The sequence below is a fragment of the Cupriavidus sp. AU9028 genome, assembly GCF_019795295.1.
Classification (GTDB): domain Bacteria; phylum Pseudomonadota; class Gammaproteobacteria; order Burkholderiales; family Burkholderiaceae; genus Cupriavidus.
The window spans coordinates 109,848-131,826 of record NZ_JAIMCG010000006.1; the positions used below are offsets into that span (position 1 = coordinate 109,848).

At 65.3% G+C, this 21,979-nt stretch carries 22 protein-coding genes; 8 read left to right on the top strand and 14 right to left on the bottom strand.

Going from position 1 to position 21,979, the window contains the following annotated elements; genetic code table 11:
- Nucleotides 1-50: 50 nt before the first annotated feature.
- The 9 genes from K6V06_RS08845 to K6V06_RS08885 form a co-directional block, all read right to left on the bottom strand.
- The gene (locus K6V06_RS08845; protein WP_222242268.1) at nt 51-1,127 is read right to left on the bottom strand and encodes an ABC transporter ATP-binding protein; all 1,077 of its coding nucleotides are present in this window, start codon (nt 1,125-1,127) and stop codon (nt 51-53) included.
- A 32-nt stretch (nt 1,128-1,159) separates the two neighbouring features.
- Nucleotides 1,160-2,062 carry a carbohydrate ABC transporter permease gene (locus K6V06_RS08850; RefSeq protein ID WP_370637420.1) on the bottom strand — a complete coding sequence of 301 codons (903 nt, stop codon included), beginning with the start codon at nt 2,060-2,062 and terminating at the stop codon, nt 1,160-1,162.
- Nucleotides 2,046-2,978, bottom strand: a complete 933-nt coding sequence (locus K6V06_RS08855; protein ID WP_222242272.1) for a carbohydrate ABC transporter permease — start codon at nt 2,976-2,978, stop codon at nt 2,046-2,048. The genes K6V06_RS08850 and K6V06_RS08855 overlap by 17 nt, the downstream gene beginning before the upstream one ends.
- Entirely contained in the window at nt 2,978-4,381 is a 1,404-nt protein-coding gene (locus K6V06_RS08860) for an ABC transporter substrate-binding protein (RefSeq protein WP_255581718.1), read from the bottom strand. Before K6V06_RS08860 ends, K6V06_RS08855 begins: the two co-directional genes overlap by 1 nt.
- Before the next feature lie 26 nt (nt 4,382-4,407).
- Nucleotides 4,408-5,337 (bottom strand): TauD/TfdA family dioxygenase, encoded by a 930-nt coding sequence (locus K6V06_RS08865; RefSeq protein WP_222242274.1) that lies wholly within the window; start codon nt 5,335-5,337, stop codon nt 4,408-4,410.
- Nucleotides 5,338-5,445: 108 nt separating this feature from the next.
- The gene (locus tag K6V06_RS08870; RefSeq protein WP_222242543.1) at nt 5,446-6,198 is read right to left on the bottom strand and encodes an amino acid ABC transporter ATP-binding protein; all 753 of its coding nucleotides are present in this window, start codon (nt 6,196-6,198) and stop codon (nt 5,446-5,448) included.
- Nucleotides 6,199-6,220: 22 nt separating this feature from the next.
- Nucleotides 6,221-6,874, bottom strand: a complete 654-nt coding sequence (locus K6V06_RS08875) for an amino acid ABC transporter permease (RefSeq protein ID WP_222242276.1) — start codon at nt 6,872-6,874, stop codon at nt 6,221-6,223.
- A gap of 63 nt (nt 6,875-6,937) precedes the next feature.
- A complete protein-coding gene (locus tag K6V06_RS08880; RefSeq protein WP_222242278.1) occupies nt 6,938-7,741 on the bottom strand; it encodes an amino acid ABC transporter substrate-binding protein in 804 nt (267 codons plus the stop codon).
- A 184-nt stretch (nt 7,742-7,925) separates the two neighbouring features.
- A complete protein-coding gene (locus tag K6V06_RS08885; protein WP_222242280.1) occupies nt 7,926-8,627 on the bottom strand; it encodes a Crp/Fnr family transcriptional regulator in 702 nt (233 codons plus the stop codon).
- Between the two features lie 23 nt (nt 8,628-8,650).
- Here K6V06_RS08885 and K6V06_RS08890 point away from each other — a divergent pair, with 23 nt between their 5' ends.
- From K6V06_RS08890 to K6V06_RS08905, 4 genes are all read left to right on the top strand, one after another.
- Complete coding sequence (locus K6V06_RS08890) at nt 8,651-9,979, top strand: amidohydrolase (protein WP_222242282.1); 1,329 nt, start codon at nt 8,651-8,653, stop codon at nt 9,977-9,979.
- A 135-nt stretch (nt 9,980-10,114) separates the two neighbouring features.
- A complete protein-coding gene (locus tag K6V06_RS08895) occupies nt 10,115-11,161 on the top strand; it encodes an asparaginase (protein WP_222242284.1) in 1,047 nt (348 codons plus the stop codon).
- Nucleotides 11,162-11,246: 85 nt separating this feature from the next.
- The gene (locus tag K6V06_RS08900) at nt 11,247-11,597 is read left to right on the top strand and encodes a VOC family protein (RefSeq protein ID WP_222242286.1); all 351 of its coding nucleotides are present in this window, start codon (nt 11,247-11,249) and stop codon (nt 11,595-11,597) included.
- 152 nt (nt 11,598-11,749) lie between these two features.
- Nucleotides 11,750-12,103, top strand: a complete 354-nt coding sequence (locus tag K6V06_RS08905) for a hypothetical protein (RefSeq protein ID WP_222242288.1) — start codon at nt 11,750-11,752, stop codon at nt 12,101-12,103.
- Here the strand turns inward: K6V06_RS08905 and K6V06_RS08910 are convergent.
- On the bottom strand, nt 12,100-13,134 hold the full coding sequence (locus K6V06_RS08910; RefSeq protein ID WP_222242290.1) for a hypothetical protein: 1,035 nt from the start codon (nt 13,132-13,134) through the stop codon (nt 12,100-12,102). The two genes, K6V06_RS08905 and K6V06_RS08910, sit on opposite strands and share 4 nt — an antisense overlap.
- A 230-nt stretch (nt 13,135-13,364) precedes the next feature.
- Here K6V06_RS08910 and K6V06_RS08915 point away from each other — a divergent pair, with 230 nt between their 5' ends.
- Both K6V06_RS08915 and K6V06_RS08920 read left to right on the top strand, forming a co-directional pair.
- Nucleotides 13,365-13,958 (top strand): tetratricopeptide repeat protein, encoded by a 594-nt coding sequence (locus K6V06_RS08915; RefSeq protein WP_222242292.1) that lies wholly within the window; start codon nt 13,365-13,367, stop codon nt 13,956-13,958.
- Nucleotides 13,959-14,009: 51 nt separating this feature from the next.
- Complete coding sequence (locus tag K6V06_RS08920; RefSeq protein WP_222242294.1) at nt 14,010-14,837, top strand: penicillin-binding protein activator LpoB; 828 nt, start codon at nt 14,010-14,012, stop codon at nt 14,835-14,837.
- Between the two features lie 155 nt (nt 14,838-14,992).
- On the opposite strand, the gene K6V06_RS08925 is transcribed toward K6V06_RS08920, so the two are convergent.
- Entirely contained in the window at nt 14,993-17,407 is a 2,415-nt protein-coding gene (locus K6V06_RS08925; RefSeq protein WP_222242296.1) for a penicillin acylase family protein, read from the bottom strand.
- A gap of 392 nt (nt 17,408-17,799) precedes the next feature.
- Between K6V06_RS08925 and K6V06_RS08930 the strand changes: the two genes are divergently transcribed.
- Nucleotides 17,800-18,225, top strand: a complete 426-nt coding sequence (locus tag K6V06_RS08930; protein ID WP_222242298.1) for a CopG family transcriptional regulator — start codon at nt 17,800-17,802, stop codon at nt 18,223-18,225.
- A 50-nt stretch (nt 18,226-18,275) separates the two neighbouring features.
- On the top strand, nt 18,276-19,394 hold the full coding sequence (locus tag K6V06_RS08935; RefSeq protein ID WP_222242300.1) for a PHB depolymerase family esterase: 1,119 nt from the start codon (nt 18,276-18,278) through the stop codon (nt 19,392-19,394).
- 193 nt (nt 19,395-19,587) lie between these two features.
- On the opposite strand, the gene K6V06_RS08940 is transcribed toward K6V06_RS08935, so the two are convergent.
- The 3 genes from K6V06_RS08940 to K6V06_RS08950 all read right to left on the bottom strand — a co-directional run bounded on the left by K6V06_RS08940 (nt 19,588) and on the right by K6V06_RS08950 (nt 21,979).
- Nucleotides 19,588-20,841, bottom strand: a complete 1,254-nt coding sequence (locus K6V06_RS08940; RefSeq protein ID WP_222242302.1) for an MFS transporter — start codon at nt 20,839-20,841, stop codon at nt 19,588-19,590.
- 170 nt (nt 20,842-21,011) lie between these two features.
- Nucleotides 21,012-21,389 carry a DUF2149 domain-containing protein gene (locus K6V06_RS08945; RefSeq protein WP_222242304.1) on the bottom strand — a complete coding sequence of 126 codons (378 nt, stop codon included), beginning with the start codon at nt 21,387-21,389 and terminating at the stop codon, nt 21,012-21,014.
- Nucleotides 21,386-21,979: a MotA/TolQ/ExbB proton channel family protein gene (locus K6V06_RS08950; protein WP_222242305.1), complete on the bottom strand. Its 594-nt coding sequence runs from the start codon at nt 21,977-21,979 to the stop codon at nt 21,386-21,388. Before K6V06_RS08950 ends, K6V06_RS08945 begins: the two co-directional genes overlap by 4 nt.

Genomic DNA, 21,979 nt, shown 5'->3' on the forward strand with positions numbered 1-21,979 from the left:
ACGTGCCCCAGCGCGGCATGGAGGCGACTCAGGGCCGCAAGAGCAAATCGTCAGTTCAACCGCCGCCCCGACGCCGCATCGAACAGATGGACATGCTCGACCCGTGGCCGCAGCCGCAGTGCAGTGCCGGGACGCGCATCCACGCGATCGCGGAAGGCCGCGACCACGGGGTGGGCGCCCAGCGTCGCGGCAATCAGGGTCTCGGAGCCGGTCGGCTCCACCACCACGACGCCCGCCTCGAGGGCGCCGCCCTCCCCGCCCTCCCCGACCGTGAAATGCTCCGGCCGCAGGCCGTACAGGACCTCATGCCCGTGCGCCGTCTCGGGGACGCTGCCGAGCGGCAGCCGCAGCCCGTCGTCGGTCAGGATAGCCGGCGTACCATCGCGTTGCACGCGCCCGCGGATGAAGTTCATCGCCGGCGAGCCGATGAAGCCGGCGACAAAGGCGTTGCGTGGCCGGTCGTAGAGCTCCAGCGGCGCGCCGGATTGCTCCACGACTCCGTCCTTGAGCACGACGATGCGGTCGGCCATGGTCATCGCCTCGACCTGGTCGTGGGTGACATAGAGCGTGGTGGTCCCCAGCCGCTGGTGCAACGCCTTGATCTCGGTGCGCATCTGCACGCGCAGCTTGGCGTCGAGATTGGATAGCGGCTCGTCGAACAGGAACGCGTGCGGCTGACGCACGATGGCGCGTCCCATGGCGACGCGCTGGCGCTGCCCGCCAGACAGGCGGCGCGGCGTACGATCGAGCAAGGCGTCGAGGCCCAGCGTCCGCGCGACCTCCTGTACGCGCTGCTCGATCTCAGCCCGCGCCAGCCCTTGCAGCTTCAGCGCGAAGCCTAGATTCTGCGCCACCGTCATGTGGGGATACAACGCATAGTTCTGGAACACCATGGCGATATTGCGCTCGCGCGGCGCGACGTCGTTGATCACGCGATCGCCAAGACGGATCTCGCCGCCGCTGATCGGTTCGAGTCCGGCCACCATGCGCAGCAGCGTGGATTTGCCGCAGCCGGACGGTCCCACCAGCGCGACAAACTCGCCATCGCCGATATCGATCGACAGGTCGTGAATGACATCGGTGCTGCCGTAGGCCTTGCGCAGATGTCGCAGAGAGATGGAAGCCATGAGTCGGTCCAGGTCGAGATGCCAGCGGGCTGTCAGTCCTTGACGCCGCCGGCGGTGAGTCCGCGCACCAGGTATTTGCGCACCAGCAGCGTGAATGCCACCACCGGCAGCATCACCAGCGTGCCGCCGGCCGCGATCTTCGTCCATTCCCAGCCTTCGTACTGCAGGAAATTGACGATCGCGACCGGGGCAGTGACGGCATTGGTTCGGGTCAGGATCAACGCGTAGAAGAAGTCGTTCCAGGAGAAGATGAAGCACAGCACGGCGGTCGCCGCCACGCCGGGCGCGGCAAGCGGCAGGGTGACTCGCCAGAATGCCCCCCACACGCCGCAGCCGTCGATCCAGGCCGCTTCTTCCAGCGCCGCCGGCACCGCTTCGAAGAAGCCCTGCATCAGCCAGATCACGACGGCCAGGTTGAACGTCAGGTAGACCAGCGCCAGCCCCCAGACGGTATCGAGCAGCCCGATCCAGCGATACGCGAGGAAGAACGGGATGGTGAACGCAATCGGCGGGGCCATCCGCGTGATCAGGATCCACAGGGCTACCCGATGCCGAGAGCGGAAACGCCAGCGTGTCAGCGCATAGGCCGCCGGCACGCCGAACGCCAGCGACAGCAAGGTAGACAGCGAGCTGACCAGCAGGCTGTTGACGAACGAGCCGGCGAAGTTGCCTTGCAGCAGCGCCTGAAAGGCTTCGAGGGTCGGAGCAAACAGCAGGCTGTCGTCGAACGCCGCGTCGGCTGGCCGGAAGGCCATCTGTACCAGCCACAGGAAGGGGAACATCAGAACGAGCAGCATCGCCATCGCGAAGGCCACGCGAGCGTGGCGGCGCATCCAGGCCGGGAGCCGCGCGAGCGACTGCGGGAGCGCTGGCGTGCGGTCCTGGATCGGATGGCGGTCCCGTGGCAACTCCAGCGTGTCAGTCGTGGCGGTCATGCGCATCGCTCCCCTTGAGCCGGCTGATGGACCAGCTGATGATGAAGACGGCGGCCAGCATCACCACCGCGATTGCACTGGCATAGCCCCAGTACGAGAAGTTGAACGCCTGGATGAAGCCGTAGAAGTTGGTGACTTCGGTGACCGTGCCCGGCCCGCCATTGGTCAGCACGTAGATCAGCGGGAAGGCCTTGAAGCTGTCGATCAGCCGGAACAACGCGCACACCACGAGCACCGGCCGCAGATGCGGCAGCACGATGTAGCGGAACAGCTGCCACCGATTGGCGCCATCGATCCGCGCTGCTTCCAGCGGCTCGTCCGGGATCATCTGCAGTGCGGCCAGCACCATCAGCATCGTGAACGGAAACCACTGCCAGGTCTCGGCAACGCTGATGGCCCACAGCGCGGTATCGGGATTGGCGATCAGCGAGCGTATCGGCAGGCCGATCTGTTCCAGCGCCCGGTGCAGCGGGCTGACATCGGGCGTGTACAGGATCTTCCAGATCAGCGCGACCACGATCGGGGGCAGCACCATCGGGATCAGGAAGGCCGACCGGATTGCGGCCAGCACGCGCGAGTTGGCATTCAGCAACAGCGCGATCGCCAGGCCAAGCGCCAGTTGCAAGGTCACGCTGGACAGCGACAGGCGCACCTGCACCCAGAGCGAGCCGACGAAGCGGGGGTCGTCGAGCAGTTGCCGGTAGTTGGCCAGCGGATCGTCGAAGCGAAACGTGCCTACGGGATCAAGCAGGTTCAGCGGCGTCAGGCTGATCAGCAGCAGCGTCACGGCCGGCACGAGCGTGATGGCGCCCAGAATCAGCAGCGACGGCGCGAGGCCGAACTGGAAGGCGCGGCGGCGCTCTGCCTCCCAGCCAGCCGGCGCACCCGCTCGCGCGATGAAAACAGAGTCCGCCATCAGAGCGCCACACCCGCACGCTTGAGTTCCGCGATGGTGGCGGCCTGCGCCTGCTTCATCGCGCCGGCCGCGCTCTGCTGACCCGAGACGATCAGCTCGATCGCCTTGTTCAGCTGCTGGTCGACCTGTGGGTAGACCGAGACGGTGCGGTATTTCATATGCCCCTGTTTGCCGGACAGCTCGATGGAGTCGGTGCATAGCTTGGCGATGTCATACCCATTGACGACCTGCCGCTTGCGGAACACGTCGGCATCGATGTCCGAGCGGCGCGACGGCGAACCATAGCCGGCAGCGACCGCGCGGCGTGTGATCGTCTTCGAGGTGGCCCAGACGATGAACTGCCAGGCGGCGTCCTTGTTCTTGCTGCCAACCGGAATACCGTACCCATGCACCGCGGTCCCCGGAAAACGGCCCGCCGGCCCTTTCGGCACCAGGCCCCATGCCGCGGTCTGCGCGGCCTTGCTGGAGGCGGGGTCGCCGACCTGCGACAAATAGATCTGACCGAGCGTGCTGAAGTTGCTGCGGCCCGCCTTGAGCGCCTGCACGGCCTGGTCGGGGGTATAGGACACGGCGCCGTCGGGGCCGAACTCGCGCAGCAATCGGGCGAAGTAGTCCGCCGCGGCGATCGCCTCCGGCGAATCCAGCGTGGGATAAAGGTCGTCCGGCGCCTTGCGGAATACGTCGCCACCGAAGGCGTGCAGATACGGTGGGAAGGTCCACCCGTAGTGGTTGTCCGTGACGAAGCCGGCTACGCGATCCTTGCGATTGACGGCCTTCAGCGTCTTGACCAGATCGTCGGTGGTATCCGGATAAGCCAGTCCGGCCGCCTTGACGAGATCGAAGCGCGAGGAAGCACTGATGGTTACCTCGGCGGTCCAGGGCACGCCGTAGAGCTTGCCATCGCGGCCGGTCTCGGGCGCCCGGGCGCCGGGCAGGAAATCGTCGATGTCGAACTCCGCCGGCGTGCGGCCCGGGTCTCGGATGAAATCGTCAAGCGGCGTCAGCCAACCGGACCGGATCCAGCGGCTCGAATAGATGAAGGTGACGTTCACCACGTCGAAGCCGGAACCCTTGGTCGACAGCTCCAGATCGACGCGCTGGTTGTAGACCGGAAAGGATGGGGTGTCGAAGTTGACCTTGATGCCGGTCTGCGCCTCGAACTCCGGCAACCATTGCCGCAGCAGTTTCTGGTATGGCGCGCTGAACGCGGAGACGTTGAGCACGACGCCGGCGTACTTCTTCGCCCCTTGTGCGAAGGCTGGCGCTCCAAGCACGGCACCCGCTCCCAGCGCCGCCCCCGCCCGCAGTACGAGGCGGCGGGCGGGATCGGGGACGAGCGCGACGTGATCATGGCGAGGGGACGTGGCGGCCGGGATTCCGTCTGTCTTGAACGCAGTGGTCATATCCTGTCCTGACGATGTGGCATGAATCACTGCGGGGCGACGGCGGTCCGGTCGACGCTGTGACGTCCGTCGATACCGACCGGCACATCGCCGCTGACCGTTACCCGACGCACCACCCGGTGCGCATCGCCGTAGTCGTTCAGGGCATAGTGCTGGGTGGCGCGGTTGTCCCAGATCGCTACGTCGCCGGCCGTCCAGCGCCAGCGCACGGTGTTTTCCAGCCGGATGACGCGGTTCTGCAGCACGTCCAGCAGATGGCGCGATTCGCTGGTGGAAAGCCGCGACAGCCGCTTGATGAAGTGCCCCAGCAGCAGCGCGCGTTCGCCGGTTTCGGGGTGGACCCGCACCACGGGATGTTCGGCCTCGATGACGTTGCGCGTGAAGACGGCGCGGTACTTGCGGCGCCCTTCTGCCTCCTGCTCGCTCGCGCCGTCGCTGGCACGGCTTTCGGCATAATCGTAATCGTTGCCGTGGACGGCCCACAGCCGGTCCGCGATGGCCTTCAGCTCTTGCGGCAGCGCGTCGTAGGCGGCAACGGTATTGGCCCACACGGTATCGCCACCGACCGGTGGTAGCACCACCGCCCGCAGGATGCAGACCTTGGGCGGCGCGACCTTGAACGTGACGTCGGTATGCCAGGAATCGGCGCGGCCGCCGTGGCGGGAATCGAGTTCGAGGAAGGTGGTGCCGTCAGGTGCGGGAACCGTCGGGTGCGATTCGAGCTCGCCCCACAGCCGCCCGAACGCCTGGTGCTCGGCATCGTCCAGATGCTGCTGCCCGCGCAGGAACAGCACGCGGTATCGCAGCAAGGCGGCCTTCAGCGCAGCAACGGTGCTGGGGTCCAGCGAGCCGGACAGGCGCAGTCCGCGCACTTCGGCGCCGATGCGGGGGGAAACCGGAACGATGTCCAGTTCGGTGGACGTGGTTGCAGGGCGATCCTGGATGACGGCGCTCATCGCTTCTCCGTGGCAGTGAATGGGACCAGGCAATGGTATGGGTCCCAATCCGCCAGCAGAACGAAGCAATTCGTATGTCGATATTCGCCGTCGATGTCGCCCGCCGCGCTACAGCATATGCGCGAGGAACTCCCGTGTGCGGGGATGCCGCGGTGCGCGGAAAAACTCGTCCGAGGGGGCGCTCTCGACGATGCGGCCCTGGTCCATGAACACCACGCGGTGCGCGACCTCGCGTGCGAAGCCCATTTCGTGCGTCACCACGAGCATGGTCATCTGGTCGTCGGCGAGCTGGCGCATGGTGCGCAACACTTCGCCCGTCAGTTCGGGATCGAGCGCCGAGGTCGGCTCGTCGAACAGCATGATGTCCGGCTCCATCGCCAGCGCCCGCGCAATCGCCACGCGCTGCTTCTGGCCGCCCGAGAGTCGCGACGGGTAGTTGTCGCGCTTCTCCAGCAGGCCGACCTTGCGCAGCAGCGCCTCGGCGGTCGGCACGATGGCCGCCCGCGCCATGCCCTTCACCGTCATCGGCGCCTCGATGATGTTCTGCAGCACCGTCATATGCGGGAACAGATTGAAGGACTGGAACACCATGCCCATCTTGCGGCAGATGCGCCGCACTTCGGCATCGGGCACATACCGGCTGCGCTGGTCGGGACCCGGCTCGGCCAGCGTCTCGCCCTCGATCTCGATGCTGCCGGCATCGATCGTCTCCAGATGGTTCAGGCAACGCAGCAGCGTGCTTTTGCCCGAGCCGGAGGGGCCGATGACGGCGACCACCTCGCCCTTGCGCAGCGTCAGGGATACGCCGTGCAACACACGATTGGCGCCGAACGACTTGACGATGTCGCTGGCGCGGATCATGACCGGGCGGTCCTGCCCTTGCTCATTCATCGTGTGCGGCATAGCGTTTTTCCAGGCTTTGGAACATCCACGTCAACAGCAGCGTCATCAGCAGGTAGAAGGCCGCCGCGACCAGGAACGGCGTGGTGGTGAAGTCGCGCTGCACGATGCCGCGGGCGGTGCGCAGGATGTCGTTGAGCGCAAGCACGTAGATCAGCGAGGTGTCCTTGACCAGCGTGATGGTCTCGTTGCTGACCGGCGGCAGCACGCGGCGCACCATCTGCGGCAGCACTACCCGGCGCATGGTCTGCAGGTAAGTCATGCCCAGCGCCTTGCTCGCTTCATATTGGCCTCGATCCACGGACTGGATGCCGGCGCGGAAGATCTCGGCAAAGTACGCCGCGTAATTCAAGGCGAAGGCGACCACGGCTGCCGGGAAGTCCGGCAGGCGCACGCCGACCACCGGCAGGAGGGGCAGCGCGAAATAGACGAAGAGGAGCTGCAGCATCAGCGGCGTGCCGCGCATCAGCCAGATATAGCCGTTGACGGCCACGCTCAGCGGCCGCCATGCCGACAGGCGCGCCAGCGCCAGCGCCAGGCCAAGTGGCACCGACAGCGCGAGCGTGATGAAAAACAGCGAGAGCGTGATCCGCGCGCCCTGCGCCATCGGTCCCAGCAGGGAGAGAAGGTAGTCCATGGATCGAAACCCTACGCGCGGGATCCGGAAACAAGCTGCGCCCCTTGCGGGGCGCAGCGCGGCTTACTTGATCAGATTCGCGCCGAACCACTGCTGCGCGATGCGGGCGGCGGTGCCGTCCTGCTTCATCTCGGCCAGCGTCTTGTCCAGTTGCGCCAGCAGTTCGGTGTCGTCCTTGCGCAGGCCGACGCCGTAGTCTTCCGTGCCGAAGTTCTCGTCGAGCACGCGGTACTCGCCGGCGCGCTTGCTGACGAGATAACGGCCCACGACCTCGTCGACCACGATGGCGTCCAGACGGCCGGCGGACAGATCCATCAGCGCGGTGACGTTATCGCCGAAGGTCTTCAGTTCCTTGATGCTGGCGGCGACCTGCGATTCCTTGCGGATGGCGTCGACCGCGCTGCTGCCGTCCTGCGCACCGACGATGCGGCCGGCCAGGTCGGCCTTCGCCTTGATCGGCGAGGCGCTACCCACCACGATGATCTGGTGGTTGCTCATGTAGGGCGCGGTGAAGCTGATGTTCTTCTTGCGCTCCTCGGTGATGGTCAGGCCGTTCCACAGCACATCGACGCGCTTGCCGTTCAGTTCGGCTTCCTTGGCGCTCCAGTCGATTGCCTTGAACTCGACCGTCATGCCGAGCCGGCGAGCGGCTTCCTTGGCCATGTCGATATCGAAGCCGACGATGTCATTGTTCGCGTCGCGAAAGCCCATCGGCGGGAAATTGTCGTCCAGGCCCACTACTACGGTCTTGGCGGCGGCGGCCGGCGCGCTGGCCGCATCGGCCGCTGCAGGAGCTTGTTCGGATTTGCCGCAGGCGGCGCACAGGGCCACGGCGGAGACGATCAGGAGGGCTTTCAGAGATTTCATGATGCAAGAGCTTGGAGGTCCATGGCGCGATCGGAACGGACCGCGCGTCGGCGCCGTCTGGTGGCGGCCAACCTGCCATTATACGAAAGCCTGACCTCCCGCGAGATTGTGGCGTACAGGCGGCGCTGTGCCGGCATCGGCGGCGATGCCATCAGCCCCCTTCCCTTCTTGCCATTGCCACCGCTCAGAGCTGCGACAGATATTGCGGCGTGACGTCAAGATAGGACGCGATGCTCTTGCGGGTGATGCGCCCCTCGAGTTCAGGATAGTCGCGCCGGAACGCCGCCAGCTTCTCGCGTGCGTCGGGCAGTCCGCCCAGTTGGGCGCGCATGGCCTGCTTGTGCAGGTTGTATTCGGCGATGCGCAGCAGGAAGTCGGCCGGCAGCCTGCCTTCCTGTTCGAGCTGGCGCACCTGCTGCCAATGGAAACGGAAGGCCATCAGCGGCCGTTCCGCCACCACGAAGGACAGCGCGGGCAAGCCCTGTTCCCCGCGCAGCAGGTCTTCATGCGCGCCGGCGATCTCGCTTTCTGCCGCAAAGCGCAACGTGACCTCCCGCCCGGCCGAATTGGTAAAGGCGGTGCGGGCTACCCCTTGCGTGAGCCAGAAGAAATGGCGCGCCAACTCTCCCTGGCGCTGCAGCAGGCCGCCCTTGGAAAAGGCCACGGGTTCTCCCAATGCAGCGAGTGCCGCCATTGCCCGCGAAAAGCTCTCCGGATGGATGCGATACCGCTGAACCATCTGCTGCTGGAGGGCCTTGATATCGATCCGGATCGTGGCGGTCTTGGTCATCTCTTCAGGTAGTTGAATGCCTGCAGCGAATTTCCATTGTACTGTTTTGACCACTTGTCCCGTCGCCGCGGCAAATGGCAGGCAGATGGGCTTCATCCATCCTCGTCCCGGTAGGCACCATGAAACGACCAGCAATTGCAGCAGGCTTGAACATGACCATCATTGCGGCACTGTTGGCGGCCTCATCCTCCGCTCTTGCCGTTGCTGAGGGCGCTCCCGGCGCCAGCGGGCTGGACGGGCGCGTCGCCGCCGTCAAACAGCGGGTGGTCGACTGGCGGCGGGACATCCATCAGCATCCCGAGTTGTCGGGCCAGGAAGCCCGCACCGCAGCCATGGTCGCAGCGCATCTGAAGTCGCTCGGCATGGAGGTCACGACCGGCGTGGGCGGTCACGGCGTGGTCGCGCTGCTCAAAGGCGGTCAGCCGGGCAAGGTGGTGGCGTTGCGAGCCGATATGGACGCCCTGCCGATTGCCGAAGCGACCGGCCTGCCGTTCGCCTCCAGGGCCGTGGCCAGGCATATGGGAAAGGACACACCCGTGATGCACGGCTGCGGACACGATGCCCATACGGCGATCCTGATGGGGGTGGCCGAGGTGCTGGCCGGGATGAAGGACCAGATACAAGGGACCGTGAAGTTCATTTTCCAGCCTGCGGAGGAAGGGTTCTCCGAGGCGCCGGTAAAGCCGGGCCAGCTGTGGGGCGCCCGCGCCATGATCGCCGAAGGGGTGATGGACAAGCCAAAGGTGGACGCGATCTTCGGCCTGCACATCTCGTCGATGATTCCGACCGGGGTGATCGGCTGGCGCAGCGGCCCCACGATGGCCGGCTCGGACAGCCTGCGCATCCAGGTCAACGGCCGCCAGACCCATGGTGCGATGCCCTGGGCAGGCGTCGATCCCATCGTGACATCGGCGCAGATGATCACTGCGCTGCAAACCGTGGTCAGCCGGCAACTGAACATCTCGACCCAGCCAGCGGTGCTTTCGATCGGCGCGATCAACGGCGGCAACCGGGAGAACATCGTGCCCGAGTCGGTCGAAATGCTGGGCACCCTGCGCACCTACGACGAAACCATGCGCGCCGACGCCAAGAAGCGCATCCAGTTGATCGCGCAGTCGACCGCTGCCGCCAACGGCGCCAAGGCGGAAGTCAGCTTCGGACCGTCGGAATACAGCGTCACGGTCAATGACGCCAAGCTGACCGCGCGCACGGTGCCGCTGCTGCGTAGTGCTGCCCAGACCGTGGAAATACCGCTGGTCACCGGCTCCGAGGATTTCTCGGAATTCCAGAAGATCGCCCCCGGCTTCTTCTTCATGCTGGGCGGCAAGCCGAAGGATCGCGAAGTCGGTCCGAACCACTCGCCGCGCTTCGATTTCGACGAGGCGGCACTGGGAATCGGCGTAAAGAGTCTCACGCTGGCAGCATTGGGCTATCTGAACGGACAATGACCGCTGCCCGATTCGCGCACGGCTAGCCTCGAAACTCCGGATGGCGCGGCGTGGCCAGATGTGCCTGAATGAGTGGGCCCGTATCGCACTGCCTTCTGGCTGCGATGCGCGCATCCACCTCAGAGGAGACTTCGAATGAAGCCAAGCCGCGCCCTGCTCAGCATGCTGATGTTCGCATCGGCTACCGCCTTCGCACAGAACAAGCCGGTGGTGCAGTTCATCGCCACCGGCGGCACCATCGCGATGAAGATCGATCCGGTCAAGAAAGCGCCGGTGCCTGCCATTTCCGGCGACGATCTGCTTGCCACGGTTCCCGACATCGGCAAGTACGCCAGCATCCAGGTCAACAACCTGTCCAATGTCCCGTCGGACTACATGGATCCGCCCCGCTGGATCGCGCTGACGAAGGCCGTGCAGGCGTCGCTCGACCGCCCCGACGTCGCCGGGGTTATCGTCTCGCATGGCACCGATACGCTTGAAGAGACTGCGTACTGGCTGGACCTGACCGTCCGCTCGGACAAGCCGGTCGTGCTGATCGGCGCGCAGCGCAATGCGTCGTCGCCGGACTTCGACGGACCGCGCAACCTGCTCAATGCCGCCCGCATTGCCGTCGACGAGCAGTCCAGGGGCAAGGGCGTGATGCTGGCGATGAACAACCAGATCAACGCCGCGCGCTACGTCACCAAGACCCACACGGCGAACGTCGAGACGTTCAATTCGGGCGACTTCGGCTTTATAGGCGAGGTCTATCCGGATCGCGTGATCTACGCGACCACGCCCGCACGCCGCCTGCATGTTCCGATCCAGACCGACAAGATGCCCGAGGTGGAAATCGTGGCGATGTACGGCGGCGCGGACGGCAGGGCGCTGCGCGACGCGGTGGACCGCGGCGTCAAGGGTATCGTGGTGCAGGCGCTGGGCATGGGCAACATGAACGAGCCGATGTTCGAGGCGGTCAAGTACGCGCTGTCGAAGAAGGTCCCGGTCGTGATTTCGACGCGGGTGCATAACGGACGCGTGCTGCCGAACTACGGCTTCGCCGGTGGGGGCAAGACCACCTCCGACGCCGGGGCGGTGATGGCGGACGACCTGAAGCCGGCCAAGGCCCGGATTCTGCTGATGCTGCTGCTGCAGAGCGGAATATCCAGCCAGGCCGATCTGCAGGCGGCGTTCAGCCGCTGACGGCGCAGCCCCGCTTTCGAGCGGGGCTCCATCTTGCAGAAGACCAGCCTCTCCTACAATGTTTGCCTGCAGAACGAGGCCCGCCATGACTGTGAAACGCATTGTCGCGAACATTCTTGCCACCACACCGGCCGATGCAGCCGCTTTCTATGGCGACATCCTTGGCATGCGGGTGGTGATGGATCATGGCTGGCTCGTGACCTACGCGAGCGACGCCCAGGCGCTGACCCAGGTCGGTATTGGCATCGAAGGCGGCTCGGGAACCGCACTGCCCGACTTGTCCATCGAAGTCGATAATCTGCAGGAGGTCCTGGCAAAGGTGGAGGCGGCCGGTATCGCCATCGAGTATGGTCCAGTCACCGAGCCGTGGGGCGTGCGCCGATTCTATGTCCGCGACCCGTTTGGCCGGCTGGTCAACATCCTCATGCATTTGTGAAGACGGGCCGCCACAGCGCGGCCGGTCGCCAATCCTGGGGTTCACCGACCCATGGGCGAAGAATCGTTTGCTGAGCAAACTGCTGGCGCCGGGCGACTCCAGGCGGCAATCTCGCTCCTGTCATCCACTCGATTCCCGACAGGAGCCAACCCATGTATGAGCGTCCAACCAGCCGTGAAGTGATCGCGGCGCTGCGACAGATCGCGGATATTCCGCGCCCCGCCGGCGACAATGAAGGCGACCCGATCAATTCGGAGCCGGTATTTGCTGCCCTGTCTCGCGAGCATCAGGCCAGGGTCGAGCGTGCCGAGCAGCTATGCCGCGCGTATGCCCGGGACGCGAGTGGCGAGCCGGATCGCCGGGCCCTGAATACCCTGAGCCGCCATGGCTTTCAAGCCCATCTCGGTCCGGCGCAATACGATCCGGATCGTCTCGTCGGGTCGGTCACCTCGGGGGAATGGGACCTTGTGATCTCCGATCCCCGGACCGATGATGACGGCGACTAATCCCCTGCCTTCTCGGGGGCGCGGTCCGGGTCCAGGTCAGTACTGAAGGCTTCGACGTGTATATCGAGGCTCGATCCCTTCTTGTCACGCCGATGCAGTTGCTGGCAGACCTTGAGGACCGTGCTGTCCTTGATGTCGGGTTCGTTCCGACCCCGCTCCCCCGCTTCTTGTACAAGGCGGGTCCATACCTTTTCGGCGGCCGCTTCGGCGCTTTTCCAGCGCCGCGGCTTGCCGTGCTCGTCGCGGGGCCGCAATTCATAGAACAGTTCGAGCGCGCGCAGTTTATCGGCCTCCGCGAACTGGCGGCTCCTGGCGGCGTTGACCTTGGCCCGGCGTTTGACCGCGATCTCCGTGACGTTGTCCAGCACGTATCGCGTTCCCTCCTGCATGCCAAGCAGATGGTTGGCATCGAGCAGGAACGAGTAGGCCAGCTCCATGTTTCCTTGCCGGGCCGCGTCGCGAGCCTGGAGGATCAGGCCGAATACCGCAAAGTGCCCGTGCCAGCCGTCCACCGGTGCCCGGCCGGTGTCCGCCATTCGCTCTATGGCCTGCGCGGACGTCGCGGAGAGCATGGCGTCATAGACGATCAGATAGAGGTCGTCGCCCGGCGCCTCGTGCTGCATCAGGCGAGGGGCGCCAACCTCATGCAACTGCCTCGAAAGCGCTGCATGGAGATCGTGGCGAACGTTGGCGTTGGCAGGGTCGGCAAGAAAGTCGGCGAACGGTGACATGGGCCGCCCCAGGCTTTCCAGGTAGAACCGTTCGCCCCGCTGCCACAAGCGATTGCACTCAAAGTCGAAACCGCGGCGCGCCCTCCCGCCGTCATGCGACAGGATGGTATTGGCGGCTGCATATTTGGGAATGACCTTCTCGCGAGCAAAAGCAATGGCTCCGTCGATGGCGTCTCTTTGCTTTTGCTCCACGTCCTGTCCTGCCACCAGGGGATCGATGCTCTCGTCAGCCAGCCCCATTTTCAGTATCAGCTGACGCAGCTTTTCTGCCGCCGTGCGGGCATCGTCCTCGGTCTGCATCGCTTCGAAAACTCCGTTGGTAGAGGGGCGCGCCAACACTGCCAGCCTTGGTCGAAACCGCGGCTGCTCCCCCAGATCACAAGAGGAACATCGCCATTGGCATTCCTGCAACAGCCACTGGGGAAAGCTGTGTGTGCACGATACATTACATGTAGAATTGTGATTGATTGTACCTTTTCCCCACTCAACGTTGTCGCGCCGGCGCGTCAGCTCCCCCTGCCCATCCTCCTATGCGTCTTTCCGGCTCACTGCTGCTCACGACATGGCTCGGCCTCGCTGGCTGCGCCGCACAGGCCCCGGAGGCACAGCTGGCCCGGCCTTCCACGGTGCGGGTCTGCAACGGCAACGCCTGTGCCGACCAGGACCGGCGCGTCGCGTCCATGCCTATCGAGGCAAGCCAGGACGATGAACGGCTGCAGGCGCTGACAAGGATTGCCGAACGGGACGCCAATGGCGCCTATGACGTCGGCTTGCGGCTGTTGCGCGGCGACGGCGTGGAGCGCAACAGCCATGCGGCGCTGGAATGGCTGCGCAAGGCCGGCGACAACGGCCATTCACAGGCGCAGCTGGCCCTCGGGCGGATCTACCTGATGGGCCTGGAGGAAATGGGCCCGGATCCCGCTGAAGCGGAGAGCTGGTTGATGCGTGCCGCAGCCAAGGGAAGCGCGGAGGCCACGAAGCTGCTGCCGAAGGCACGGGAAGCGAAGAAGGACGAGCAGCTAGCGTATGAGGTACGCGAAGCGTATCGGACGTCCTGGATCACCTGGTACGGCAGCGCGCCGTATTACTGGGTATGGGGTCCGTCCGGCTGGTATCTCCCCTAAGGCATCGCCTGCACTTCCAATCATTACATCAACAGGAACGGGATTTTTTTCATGTCGAAGACGACTTCTCTGGGCATGGCCGTGGTGGCCGCGTCCCTGGCTCTGGCCGGCTGTGTCACGCCCGGCGGCGGCGTCATCAACACTGGCACGGCGCCCACGGCAGCGACCGGCGCCGCGGGCGGCGCCACCAGCGTGAATGCCAATGCCTCGCTGGAGCGCTGCGATGCCCCTCTTGGCACGCTGGCGGTGGATGACGGCCGGGGCAAGGAGTGGTACGCGAGCTTTGGCGCAGCGACCAAGATCACGACCATCGAGCCGCTGATCCGCCTGGCCGTGCAGCAGTCGAACTGCTTCGTCATTACTTCGATCGGCAACAACCGTACGGAAAGCAAGCTGTCCGCGATTACCGACAAGCAGCGCAATTCCGGTGAATTCCGTGCCGGCTCGCGCCAGCAGAAAGGCCAGCGCGTCGCCGCCGACTACTACATGGAGCCGGCGATCATCATCGACAACGACTCGACCGGCCAGCTGGCAGCAGGCGTTGGCAGCCTGTTCGGCAATGTCGGCGCGCTCGTTGGCGGCGCCATGCAGAGCAAGGCATCGGTCGTGACCTTGACCATGTTCGACATTCGCTCGGGCGTGCAGGTATCCATCTCGGAAGGCAACTCGACGGCAACCAACTTCGGCGCCGCGCTCGGCGCGTTCGGCGGTAGCACGGCCGGCGGCCTGGGCGGCTTCTCCCGTACGCCGGAAGGCAAGGCCACCGTAGCGGCATTCATGGACGCCTACAACAACATGGTCGTCTCGCTGCGCAACTACAAGGCGCAGGAAGTGAAAGGCGGTCTTGGCCGCGGCGGCCGGCTGAAGGTCGGCTCGTAATCGCCACGAAGGTGACCGTGGTCGAGCCGCAGTCACCGCACGCAAGCCATTGCTGAAGGACGACGCCCGATGCCGTTGCATCGGGCGTTTTCTTTCCGCAGGCCGCGCAGTGCCGGGACAGCGCGCACATTGCGCCCTGCCCCGGCCTGCACTGTTCAGCGCGGCACCAGCTCGATGCGCCGTTCCGCCGCCCGCTCGACGGCCTTGCGCGAGTACAGCAGCGGAAAGGTCTCTCCCCGCGCCCAGAGCGGCGCGAGATCGCGGTAGTGGGGATTGGCCGGATCGCCCGACTGTCCCGGCGTGTTGACGACGCGCGCGCGGTCCCATTCGCCGACATCGAGCACCATGCGGAAGGACGCGCCGGAAGTCAGCTGATAGTCGCTGTTGCGGTAGCCGGTATTCATCGGCGTAAAGGACGATCCGCCGATACCTCCGGCATCCACGTTGTAGCGCGCCAGTGTTTCCGCGTCGAGAATCGGCGTCAGCGGATGACGGAACACCGCCCGGTGCAGGGTGCCCCAGGTGGCAAGCTGCTCCGGCGAGGCCGAGCGGCGCTCCAGTTCCGCCATCGCCGCCTTCAGCGACGTCAGCAGGACCTCGTCGCGGCGGGCGGTTGGCATCCACGGATCCGGCTGCTCAAGTACGGCGAGCACCCTTGAGGCATCGCCGGCGCCCACCAGCTTTGCTGCGTCCTCGGGCAACGCGGCGCGCACCACTGCCGAGCGCAGATGATTGCTGAACCAGATCTCGAACAAGGCCGTCGGCACGCTGTCCGCGCGTAGATTGCCGTCCCAGCCGCGCAGCAGCCCTAGCGCCTTTCGTACCTGTGCGTCGGCGCCCAGGGGTGCCGTTGCCGCCCTGTCGTCGATGCCCCGCAGCACGGCCAGCGTGCGCTGAGCCGGCAGCGACACCGTGTCGTTCTGCCAGGCCACTGAATCGCGCAGCGAGCTGGTCGATGCGGCCCCTACCAGGCTCTTGAGCCGGCGCGCACGCGAGCTGTCGCTCCACTCATAGCCGACGCCGAGCTGCGCGGCCGGGTGATCGGGCGGAATATTGTTCTCGTTGGCGGTGACGATATAGCCGGCAGCCGGATTGAGCGACCAGGGCAGTTCGTCCATATTGCGATAGCCGCCCCACTCATAGCGCCCGTCGCCCGGTACCGGGAACAGGCCGTCCCAGTTCGGACGGATCACGGTCAGGCCGCCCGGAATCCAGCCGATATTGCCTTGCCGGTCCGCATAGACCTGGTTCTCGCCCGGGGCGCCCCAGCGATTCATCGCCGCGCGGAACTGGTCCCAGTTGGTGGCGCGCATATAGTCCATCGAGCCGAAGTACGGCGCCATGCCGATATCGAGCCAGGCCGCGCGCAGCGCCCAGGCGCGCTGGGTCGCGTCGTCCTGATGCAGCACCGGGCCATGGCGCGTGAAGTCGATGGACACCGTGCGCGGCTGCGCCTCGCCCTTGACCTCGATCTGCTCGGTCACCGTCTCCATCGGCTCCCAGCGCCCGCGGTAGCGATACGACTTGGGCTGGGCGGGATCGGTCTCGTAGACGTAGAGGTCTTCCTGATCCATGTAGAACCGGGTGAGGCCGAAGGCGATGGTGCCGTTGTGCCCGATCGAGATACCGGGCAGGAACGGCTCCCCTGCTCCGATGACCGACAACCCCGGCGCGTTCAGATGCGTGATATAGCGCAGGCTTGGCGCGCCATGCGAGCGGTGCGGATCGTTCGCCAGGATGGGCCGGCGCGTATCGGTGCGACTGCCGGCGATGACCCAGTTGTTCGAGCCGTAGCTGCGCGCGGTATCGCTGTTCGCATCCACCACCGCATACAGCTGTTCCACCGGTATGTCGTTTGCACCGGCCTTGCTCCACGCCTCCTTGGGGAAGTTCGCGGCGGCAGTCGCCAGCGAGTAGGCGCGCTTGAGCGCGGCGGCGGGAATCTGGCATGGGTCCAGCCCGTCGGGCAGCCTGGGGGTGATCGGTGGATCCAGCTCGCGTCGCAGCCAGTCCGCGCGCGGCCCGAACTCACGGGCCTGGCAATACAGCTGCGCGCGATCGACCTCGCCCGTGAAGTTCAGTGTCAGTCCGTGATGCCGGATGCGGACGATGTCCTCGGCCCGCCACCGGGACGGCTTGTAGCCGAGCTGCCTGAATTCGGGCGGCAGCAGATCGGGCTGCGTCTCGGTCAGTGCGACGTAGGCGTTGACGCCCGCGACGAAGGCCTCCGCTACGCGCTTGGCATCCGAACCATACGCGAGCCATTCCCGGTACATGTCGCCGCGATACAGCACCGCGCGCGCCATGCGATCGCCGTCGACATAGGCGGGACCGAAATCCTTGGCCATCTCCCCGAGCCCGCGCTTGCGCCACAGGTCGATCTGCCACAGCCGATCCCGCGCCGCCATGAAGCCCTGCGCGTAGAAGGCGTCGTACAGCGTGCCGGCGTAGATATGCGGCACGCCCCAGCGGTCGATCAGAACGCTCGCGGGCTTCTCCAGGCCCGGTGCGGCGAAGCGGTCGGAGGTGGGCGGCGCGGCCAACCCGGCGGAACTGCCGGTGGCGAGCATGACGGCGAGGGCGAGCCCGGGCGATAGGGCGCGGGGGATGTCGAGGGAAAGACGGCGGGAGAGACTGCTGGAGATACTGCCTGAGCTGCGAGTGCGGACGAGGGCGGCCGCAGGCCGCCTGCAAGCGATGCGCATCGGGTCTCCTGACTATCGTTGTTGTAGGGGAACCGCGCCCGCCAGTGGCAGGCGCGAGCCTATTGGCCAGTGAAGGATAGTCGATTCGGCTACGACATGTGGATTGGGAAGGCCAATGCAGATCGCACGTTGACTGCCGGCCGTTGGTCACGTATAACATCCATACGGATGGTGACAGGATGGTAGCCGGATGGTCGGGTCTGACGGTCACTACCCTGCGCAGGGTTGGGTCGGGGAACTGCTAGATTGAAATACAAATGCCTAATAAACCACATATCGAATTGGTCAGGCCGAAAGGCGGCGACACGGAGAAGATCACCATCAACCTTGGGCCGGTGGACCTCGGGCAGATCGATCTGCTGGTCGCGGAAGGCTTCTACTCGAATAGAACCGACCTTATCCGCACCGCGATCCGCAATCAGCTGGCCATCCATGGTCAGGCGATACAGGAGACCGTGACGCGGCGCAAGCTGGTGCTCGGCCTGCATCATTTCTCGAAACAGGATCTGGAGGCGACCCTGAAAGCGAACGAGAAGCTCGCCATCCAGGTGCTCGGTCTGGCCAGCATTGCACCGGACGTGAGTCCTGAGTTGGCGTCGGCGACGGTCGCTTCTGTCGAAGTGTTGGGCGTCTTTCAGGCTTCTGCCGCCGTAAAGGCGGCGCTGGCGGGACGCATACGGTAGTACGCGGCAATTTCGCCGCACTCTGGTTCGCCAGATTGGAGAGAAGCTCAATGAAAATGAACGACGCCTTCCTGGCCTCGATGCGTGAGGCCATGCACCTGCTGCAAACGGCAGGCCCGATGGAGGCGACCGCAGCCATCCAGCGCACGCTCGGCCATCACTCGCCCGCTGGCGGCATGGGCGAGTTCCGTGCGCCGATGCCAGCCCAAGTCGTCGAATCGCTGTTGACCAACCAGATGCCGCATTCGGACGACGCGGAACGTCCCATCACGGTTGACGAATCAAGCGCCCCACGACCGGCCAGGGCGATGGGGCATTTCTCCCAGCATACCTTCGCCAACCACGCTGGGCAGCGCTCGTACAAGGTCTACATGCCCGCCGGCAATGTCTCCGCCGAGCCATTGCCGCTGGTCGTCATGCTCCATGGATGTACCCAGGATGCCGACGACTTCGCCAGGGGCACTCGCATGAACGCCCTTGCGGACGAGCTTGGCTTCATCGTGACGTACCCGATTCAATCTTCGGCCGCCAACCCGTCGAAATGCTGGAACTGGTTTCGTCCAGGCGATCAAAAAACCGGCCACGGCGAGCCGTCGATCATTGCTGGCATCACGCGCGAGGTCATGGGCAGCCATCGCGTGGATCGAGAGCGTGTCTATGTCGCCGGATTGTCTGCCGGTGGAGCAATGGCAGCCGTGATGATCCAGAGTTATCCGGATCTCTTCGCAGCGGCGGGTGTCCACTCCGGTCTTCCCGCAGGTTGCGCGCACGACCTGCCCTCCGCGCTCGCCGCAATGAAGGGGGGCAATGGAGTTGGACCTTCGAGGCGGGGCGTGGCCCGGCCGGCGAAGCCGGCACGCCCCATGATCGTTTTCCATGGGGATGCGGACCAGACGGTGTGTCAATCCAACGGTGCGCGGCTGATCGAGCCATATCGACAAGAACAGCAGCGCAGACAGACGGAGCGGAATCACGCTGGCGCCGGCCGCGCCTACACCCGCGAGACAAGCGCATCGGTCGGCGGCGTCGAGGCAGAATACTGGCTGATCCACGGCGCCGGCCACGCCTGGGCGGGGGGACATACTGACGGTACTTACACCGATCCCAAAGGTCCGAACGCCAGCGCAGAAATGCTGCGGTTCTTTCTCGCCCATCCCCTGACCCGCTGACATTCCGGCGCCGCCCGACCGCGCGCTCGGCGACAGCGCGGCCGGCGCACTGGACCAGGCCTCAGCGCTCGAACAGCGCCTCGACCTGAAGTCCCGAATTCACACAGAATGCGCCGGCAGCGTTCAAGGGAGTAGCGCGCCCCCGGCGGTCAGTGTTGTCGAGCGCCATCGAAGTCCCAGCGTCGGGTCGCTATCAGCCCCTCGCCGGCGCCGCCGGTGCCATCAACGTGAAGCCCTTCAGCGGCAATTGCAGGGAAACGCCGGCAGCAATCAGAAGAAGAACACCCGAACTTCCGAACGCGACCCAGTGGGTACCGAACTGCTCGAAGCCCCAGCCTCCGAGCCACGAACTGAGCATGGCGCCGATCTGGTGACCGAGGTAGGCGGTGCCGTACATGACGCCGACCAGCCGCACGCCATAGATGTCGGCCAGCATCGCAGAAGACGTGGCGATGCTTCCCGCCCAGACCATGCCGCCGATTGCGGCGGCAATGTACAGCTCCCAGTGCGTACCGACCACCAGCAGTGCAAAGAAGCCGAGGCCACGAACGAAGTAGATGACGGCGAGGATATTCCTTCGCGGCACGCCGTCGGACAGTCGGCCAAGGACCAGCGTGCCGAGAATGGCGACAAGGCCGATGAGGCCGACGCCGTACGAGCTTGTCATGGCATCGAAACCATGGTCCATCAGCATGGGCACGCCGTGCGTGCCGAGCAGATTCATGCTGAAACCGCAAGCGAAGAGGCCGATCACGATTTTCCAGAATGGCGAGGTCTGGACGGCAGCGCTGAATGAGAGGCTCGATGGTGCTGCCCTTGGCGCCGCAGCTTCCGCGGCGATCTGTTCAGGCAGCAGGTCGGTATTGGGCGGCGCCTGCTCGCGCATGACGAAAAGCGCTGCGGGCACCGTGATCGCGGTGAACAGCACGGCGAAGGCCACCAGGGTCGATTGCCAACCGATTCCGCTGATGGACGAGGTCAGGACCGGCGTCAGGATCGCCATCCCCGCCATCGAGCCGGTGGACAGGAAGAACAGCGCCATGCCCCGCTGGCGGGTAAACCACCGGCTGATGATCGGTGTCAGCGCCACCGGGCTGGTGAAGCCCAGGCCTATCGACAGCAGCACGCCGAACGCAAGCAGGAAGGAGAACGGCGTGCGGGCCATTACCGTCCAGATCACCGAGGCGACCACGATTGCCGTGCCAAGCAACAGCACGAAACGTGTGCCGAACCGCCCGACCAGATAGCCGGCCAGCGGCATCGCCAGTCCATAGCACAACATTCCGATGGCGATGATCGCCGCCAGCAGGCTGCGGCTAAAGCCGAGATCTTCCACCATCGGCAGGAAGAACGGACCTATACCCAGACGCATGCCGACGGTCAGTGTCGTGAGCAAGGTGGCGGCCGCAACGATGTTCCAGCCGAAGTACCGAGGGTGGCGTCTCATGGATGAATTGTGAGACTCGGTCCGAGGAGGGCCCGAGTCGTTGATTTTTATAGTGAATCATCCAACTCTAGCAAATACCTGGCCGATTGGTCCAATGTTGCCCGCAACTTGAACCGATACCTCGACCTTTCGGCCTGCCGACCGCCCGAATCCCTTGCCCGGCATTCTGGCTACCGCCTATCCGGTGCTGTCGTGGCTGCCGTGTCCTCCGGCACATAAATGATCTCCCCGCTGTCGAGCCGGTAGGCCGTGCCGACCCGCTGGCCCTGTCGACTCCCCGCCTTGTCGTCGCCGGCGACATAGCGCGACACCTTGCCGCCCTCGCGCGTGATGATCTCCATGTTGGCGCTTCCCGGGTTCTTGACCACGGTGAAGTCCTGCGACGTGATCAGATCGGCGATGCGCAGGTTCGATACCAGCGCGATCATCAGCGCCAGCGCGAAGACGAGCGCCACGTCGAACAGGTTGATCAGAAAGCCCAGCGGGTCCATGTCGTCGCTGTCCCGGCCAAGTCCCCCGCCGCGCAGTAGAGAACGGCGCCGGCTCATGGCGCCCCCCGCAGGCGCGAGCTGACATACTCGAGCAGCGACAGATCGTCCATCGCCCAGCGTTGCGCCGCCTGATGCAGCAGAAAGCCGATCGCGCCGATGACCAGGCCCACCACCGTGGTGGCGAAGGCGACCTCCATCTTGCGTGCGAGCACGGCGATATCGCCGCTTGCCAGCGCGACCAGCGCCGGGCCAAGCGGAATCAGCGTGCCCATCAGTCCGAGCAGCGGGCCGATGCGGGTCATGGTGCGCAGCAGGCCCAGCTTGCGGTCCGCTTCCAGTTCGAACTCGGTCAGCACCCTGTCGTGCCAGGCGGCATCCGCGGGCGCCTGCCGCAGCGATTCAATGGCGGACTGCAGTGCATCCGGGCGCCGCGCACCGTGCGCGCCAAGCGCTGCGGCTAGTTCGCCGATGGCAAGCGTGGCAAGCGGGCGCTGCTGCTCGCGGGAGCGCCGCAGCCGACCCGTCCAGCGGCCAAAGAACTCGCCGAGCGCGAGCAGGCCGCGCACGAGCAGATAGAGGATCGCGACGACGACGGGTACCTGCAGTGCGGTCGAGATCCAGGAGAGGGTTTGTATCAGGGCTTCCAT